Annotated in this window: 5 protein-coding genes; 4 read left to right on the plus strand and 1 reads right to left on the minus strand. The window is 42.3% G+C overall.

The window, feature by feature from the left end; genetic code table 11:
- Nucleotides 1-304: 304 nt before the first annotated feature.
- The 4 genes from PCORN_RS15015 (at nt 305) to ftsH (ending at nt 5,735) form a co-directional block, all read left to right on the plus strand.
- The gene (locus tag PCORN_RS15015) at nt 305-700 is read left to right on the plus strand and encodes an FtsB family cell division protein (RefSeq protein ID WP_036082094.1); all 396 of its coding nucleotides are present in this window, start codon (nt 305-307) and stop codon (nt 698-700) included.
- A 91-nt stretch (nt 701-791) separates the two neighbouring features.
- Nucleotides 792-1,232, plus strand: a complete 441-nt coding sequence (locus PCORN_RS15020) for a S1 domain-containing RNA-binding protein (RefSeq protein WP_036067731.1) — start codon at nt 792-794, stop codon at nt 1,230-1,232.
- Between the two features lie 95 nt (nt 1,233-1,327).
- The gene (gene hpt / locus PCORN_RS15025) at nt 1,328-3,286 is read left to right on the plus strand and encodes a hypoxanthine phosphoribosyltransferase (RefSeq protein WP_277620216.1); all 1,959 of its coding nucleotides are present in this window, start codon (nt 1,328-1,330) and stop codon (nt 3,284-3,286) included.
- A 325-nt stretch (nt 3,287-3,611) separates the two neighbouring features.
- The gene (gene ftsH / locus PCORN_RS15030; protein ID WP_036082098.1) at nt 3,612-5,735 is read left to right on the plus strand and encodes an ATP-dependent zinc metalloprotease FtsH; all 2,124 of its coding nucleotides are present in this window, start codon (nt 3,612-3,614) and stop codon (nt 5,733-5,735) included.
- A 194-nt stretch (nt 5,736-5,929) separates the two neighbouring features.
- On the opposite strand, the gene PCORN_RS19845 is transcribed toward ftsH, so the two are convergent.
- Nucleotides 5,930-6,181 (minus strand): hypothetical protein (locus tag PCORN_RS19845; protein WP_036082100.1); only part of this gene is annotated, 252 nt, incomplete at its 5' end.

A 6,181-nucleotide genomic window follows, 5' to 3' on the forward strand; every position in this document is an offset into this window, starting at 1 on the left:
GTATTTTTCGTCCCGCTAACAATCATTATGGCAATAATGCTACTTATAATCACTTTATCAAGAAGGAAAAACAACGACAACTAGGGACAAATATCCAGACCATAAAGCATAAAAAAATAAATTATGCAACTAAATAGAACAGATGTACTTAAAAAAGATCGTCAAAATAACGGATACCAATGGACAAAAGGCTGAAATATTGGTATCATTTTAAACAAGAACCAATTTTTTTCAAGGCGTATCACAGCTAGTCTTTAAATTGGGGCTAGTGGCTAATTAATACTGAAGAAATGGGGGATGATGTGTGAAAAGAGACCAACGTACTGTTACAAGACTAAATAATCGTTACGTACAAGACGAAACTATCATGAAGAAACAACGATCACACAGAAGAGTCGCGCTATTTCGGAGGCTATTAATGCTTGCCGCAGTTATTGTGGTGGTCAGTGGTGGTCTAGTGTATGTCTATTCACAACAAGTGAGTTTACTACACGCTAAGGAAACGGAGAAAGTAGAATTAGATAAGAAAGCACTCGCAGTAGCGCAAGACCAGAAAGAACTAAAGAGCACGATTAACAAATTACATGATGATGACTACATCGCGAAACTGGCTAGGAGTGAGTATTTCCTTTCTGAGAAGGGGGAAATCATTTTCAATATTCCAGAAGAAAACGATAAGAAGAAAGAGTCGTCCAATTAATTTGCGAAAAAAAGTTTCGTGTAATTGACACTCTTTTTATATTAGCTATAATTAAGGGTAGAGTGAAATTCTAAGGAGGAAGCATTGTTTTATGTCGATTGAAGTAGGCAACAAGTTACAAGGGAAGATTACCGGGATTACTAATTTTGGGGCGTTTGTTGAGTTAGAAGGTGGCAAGACGGGTCTTGTTCACATTAGTGAGGTTGCAGATAACTATGTGAAGGACATCAATGATATTTTAACAGTTGGCGATGAAGTCACTGTCAAAATAATGAATGTCGGCGATGATGGCAAAATTGGTTTATCGATTCGTAAAGCAGTCGACCAACCTGAGCGTCCAGAAAGACCAGAGAGAAGCTATAGTAGCGGACCTCGCAAACCAAAATACAACAAAAAGGCTGCAGAGCCAGTACGTCCAGAGAATTTTGAAGATAAAATGTCCAAATTCTTAAAAGATAGCGAAGACCGTTTATCTACCTTAAAACGTCAAACGGAGTCCAAACGTGGCGGCCGTGGCGCGAAACGTAGCTAATCATAAATAGTGAATTTATAGGAGCTGTTCAAAGTCAACTAAAGTCTGATTTACTTGGCTTAGGTACAACTCCTTTTTTTGCCTGATTTGGAAGCATGAAAGAGGTTGGAAGCATGATGGCTCGTGAAAAAGTAATGACGTTTATAAATAAGCATCAACTTATCAAGCCGAGCGATCAGCTACTTGTGGCTGTTTCTGGCGGCGCGGACTCGATGGCGTTGCTTCATTTTCTAATTCAAACAAGGATTGTGCCAAAAGAGGCAATTGTTGTGGCGCATGTCAATCATGGTTTACGTGTAGAATCAGTAGATGAAGAGCAACTTGTCGCGGATGTTTGTGAGACCTATAGTATTCGATTTGAATCGACACGACTGGATATTAGACGGTTGGCAGAGCAAGAGAAAACAGGTATTGAAGAAACGGCGCGCAAGTATCGCTACACTTTTTTCAGAGGTCTTATGCGTAAGTATCATTGCCAGAAGCTAGTTCTAGCTCACCATGCAGATGATCAGATGGAAACAATTTTGATGCGGCTGGTGCGTGGCAGTTCCGATTTAGGATGGCTTGGGATGCAGCCAAAACGCGAATTTGCGACCGGTATGGTCATTCGTCCGTTCCTGTCGTTAACAAAGAGTGAGATTCTAGATTTGTGTAAATCACAGGACGTTCCTTATTTAGAGGACGCGACCAATCAGGAAGATACGTATACACGCAACCGATACCGCAAAGCTTTACTGCCTTTTTTAAAACAAGAAAATACACACGTCGATGAACAATTTCGGCGTTTTTCGGAAGAAACGACCGAAGATTTTCTGTTTTTGAATGAGTTGGCGGAACAGGCTCTGCGAAACATGACCCAATATAGCGAAACGGACGTGAAACTTTCATTGATCGAGTGGCGTAAACTGCCTCGACCTTTACAACGTCGCACAATTCATTTACTATTAAAACATCTGTATAAAGACAATATGTCGCTTATTTCGGCAGGACATGTGGACCAGATTTTACGACTGAATCGGGAAACGAATCCGTCGGGCGTCATCCATTTGCCAAACAGTCTGATTGTGAGGCGCGCGTATGACCAGTTGGACTTCTTTTATGGCGAGTCCGGCAAGAAAATACAAGATTTTTATCATCATTTGTATGACGGTGATCGCGTGACGCTAGCAGATGGTGCGGAGATTCGCATCAAGACCAAAAGCTCAGTTGTGCAAACGGCTGGATTAGATGGTATGATTGTGAATCAAGATGCGATTCAGTTGCCACTCATCATCCGAGGACGAATGAATGGTGATCGCATGAAGACTACCGGTGGCACACGCAAGCTCAAATCTATTTTCATCGATGCCAAAATACCGAAGCACGAACGTGATACATGGCCAATTGTAACAGATTATTCAGGTGAAATTTTATGGATTCCAGGCGTTCAGGCGTCGATCCACCAAATGAAGCCAAGCCGTGAAACAAAGCAATATATTATAAGATATCATCGTAATTTAGGAGGAAACAAAAGTATGCACAACGATATTCAGAAAGTGTTGATTAGCGAAAATGAAATCCAGGAGAAAATTGCTGAGCTGGGCAAAGAACTGACAGCAGAGTACGACGGCCGCTTCCCGCTAGTCATCGGTGTTTTAAAAGGTGCAACGCCTTTCATGACCGATTTACTAAAACGAGTAGATACATATCTAGAAATGGATTTCATGGATGTATCGAGCTACGGTAACGGCACAGTTTCAACCGGCGAAGTAAAAATCATCAAAGATTTGAACACATCAGTGGAAGGTCGAGACATACTAATTCTGGAAGATATTATCGACAGTGGACGCACGCTTAGCTATTTAGTTGATCTTCTAAAATACCGCAAAGCTAAGTCCGTAAAACTAGTAACGCTACTTGATAAACCAGAAGGACGCAACGTAGACATTGACGCGGATTATGTTGGTTTTGTTGTTCCAAATGAATTCGTCGTTGGCTATGGCCTTGACTTCGCAGAGAAATATCGTAACTTACCGTACATCGGCGTTTTAAAACCAGAAATTTATGCAGATTGATTTAGTTCACAAAATGAATTAAATTTGTTAACATATAGAAAACAAGGCACAAAGGTAGCTATTCTGCGTTAAAAATTTCCTGTGATAAAAAAACGTGTCCAACAACATGCAAATCATTGGGAAAATGCAGATCGTTATGCTATCATTAGTCTTAGTTTTTAGCTCAATATGCCTATTTGAGGAATAATAATAAACCATGCTTTTTAATAGAAAGTCTTCGTGAGAGAAACACAAGACGGATATGTTTTTTACAGCCAAAAAGGGAATGCAAGCAAGCCTAACTGTAAAGACTTAATCCATGCTCTTACGTGGGAGGAGGTAAGGAATGAATCGCTTTTTTAGAAACGCCATATTTTACGTTATCATTTTCCTTGTTATCATAGGAATCGTTGCCACTTTTAATAACAATAGTGAGACTGCGAAAGAAATCAGCTATGATGAGTTCATCACGAAAATGGGTGACGATCAAATCAAATCATTCTCCATACAACCAGATCGCAGCGTGTATGTGATTAACGGGGAACTGAAGAAAGCAGTGAAAACGGATAGTAAAGTCGGGAAAGATCAAACAACAACGAAATTCACGACATATGCTATCAACAGTGATCAATTGCTAACACAAATGGATAAGGTTGCAGATGACAACGATGTGAAAATGACAGTTGTTCCAGCAAAACAAAATAGTGGCTGGATTACGTTCTTCACATCTATCATTCCTTTCGTTATTATCTTTATTCTGTTCTTCTTCCTAATGAGCCAAGCACAAGGTGGCGGCGGTGGCGGTCGAGTTATGAACTTTGGTAAAAGTAAAGCCAAACTTTATAATGACGACAAGAATAAAGTCCGCTTCACTGACGTAGCTGGTGCAGATGAAGAGAAACAAGAATTAGTGGAAGTAGTAGATTTCCTGAAAGATCCACGCAAATTTGCCGAACTTGGCGCACGTATTCCTAAAGGGGTCTTACTCGTAGGTCCTCCAGGTACAGGTAAAACATTACTTGCCCGTGCAGTAGCCGGTGAAGCAGGCGTACCGTTCTTCTCAATCAGTGGTTCGGACTTCGTGGAAATGTTCGTCGGTGTCGGTGCAAGCCGTGTCCGCGACCTTTTCGAAAATGCGAAGAAAAACGCTCCATGTATTATCTTTATCGATGAAATTGATGCAGTAGGTCGTCAACGTGGCGCAGGAATGGGCGGCGGACATGACGAACGCGAGCAAACATTGAATCAATTGCTTGTAGAAATGGATGGTTTCGGCGGTAACGAAGGAATCATTATCATCGCTGCAACGAACCGTGCCGACGTACTTGATCCAGCATTACTACGTCCAGGCCGTTTTGACCGTCAAATCATGGTTGATCGTCCAGATGTTAAAGGCCGTGAAGCAGTACTTCAAGTCCACGCTCGTAACAAACCACTTGCGAAAAGTGTTGACTTAAAAGCAATAGCTCAACGTACGCCAGGATTCTCTGGTGCCGATTTAGAAAACTTACTGAATGAAGCAGCACTTGTTGCCGCCCGTTCTGATAAGAAACAAATCGACATGAAAGACTTGGACGAAGCAAGCGATCGAGTTATCGCTGGCCCAGCCAAGAAGAACCGTGTTATTTCTGTCAAAGAACGCCGTACCGTTGCGTATCATGAAAGTGGTCACGTAATCGTCGGAATGGTCCTTGATGAAGCAGAAGTAGTTCACAAAGTAACGATTGTTCCACGTGGACAAGCAGGCGGTTATGCCGTTATGTTACCGAAAGAAGATCGCTTCCTAATGACGAAAGCCGAGTTAATGGACCGTATTACAGGTTTACTAGGCGGACGCGTTGCCGAAGAAATTGAATTTGGTGAGGTAACAACAGGCGCAAGTAATGACTTCGAACGTGCGACACAAATCGCGCGCCGGATGGTAACAGAATGGGGTATGAGTGACAAAATTGGTCCACTTCAATTCTCATCAGGCGGTGGCGATCAAGTGTTCATGGGTCGCGATTTTGGAAATAGCAAGAACTATTCCGATAAGATTGCGTATGAAATTGATACCGAAGTTCAAAGCCTAATCCGCTTCTGTTATGACCGTGCGAAAACAATTATCGAAGAACATAGAGAGCAACACACGCTTATTGCGGAAACGTTGCTTGAAATAGAAACATTAGATGCACGCCAAATCCGTTCTCTATATGACGATGGTGTTTTACCATCCGAAATGGACGCTGACGAGCAAATGTCAGAATTCCCTTCAGAAAAAGATGACATTGAACCAAAATCTTTTGAAGAAGAGAAGCGAGAAGCTGCCGAACAAGAAGCAGAAGAACGCAAAGAAGATAAAATTTGGGATTACGCAGATAAAGACGAAAAAGCAGAGAAAGAAGTGAAATCAGAAGAACCAAAAGAGGTTGTTACTGAAGAAGCTCCTGATGCTGAGAAAACACCGAATGATGATAAAAAAGGTGAATAAGTAAAGTTTCAGACCAGTGCATGCAAGTTGTGCGCTGGTCTGTTTTAGTTGGAAGTGTCATGGGAGCGGGCTGTAAACCATCAGTTGGCTCTTACGGTGCTGAGTCAGGAGAGTGAAGTCTAATTTTAAGACATGGTATGGCGTCATGCTTCGCGCCTCCGGATCCAGCTTCAACGGCCACCTCCTCGAAAACTTCACGCCCTCCATAAAAAGCAAGAGCGGCTTTTTACTGCGGCCGCTCCAGTTTTTTTCGGAGCTGAGCGGGCCGTTTCAGCTTTGTTGTGGGTCTTAGGAAATGTTCTGTATTTCCTTAGAGCCTCAATATGAGTGCGAACATAGGGAGCATTCGTTCCTCGCACTGCGTCATGCTTCGCGCCTCCGGATCCAGCTTCAACGGCCACCTCCTCGAAAACTTCACGCCCTCCATAAAAAGCAAGAGCGGCTTT

It is taken from the genome of Listeria cornellensis FSL F6-0969 (assembly GCF_000525855.1).
Taxonomy (GTDB): domain Bacteria; phylum Bacillota; class Bacilli; order Lactobacillales; family Listeriaceae; genus Listeria_A; species Listeria_A cornellensis.

What these genes read in the sequence shown, in the direction of transcription:
- hpt (WP_277620216.1), top strand. Translation starts at nt 1,328, where the DNA reads ATGAAAGAGGTTGGAAGCATGATGGCTCGTGAAAAAGTAATGACGTTT.
- PCORN_RS15020 (WP_036067731.1), top strand. Translation starts at nt 792, where the DNA reads ATGTCGATTGAAGTAGGCAACAAGTTACAAGGGAAGATTACCGGGATT.
- ftsH (WP_036082098.1), top strand. Translation starts at nt 3,612, where the DNA reads ATGAATCGCTTTTTTAGAAACGCCATATTTTACGTTATCATTTTCCTT.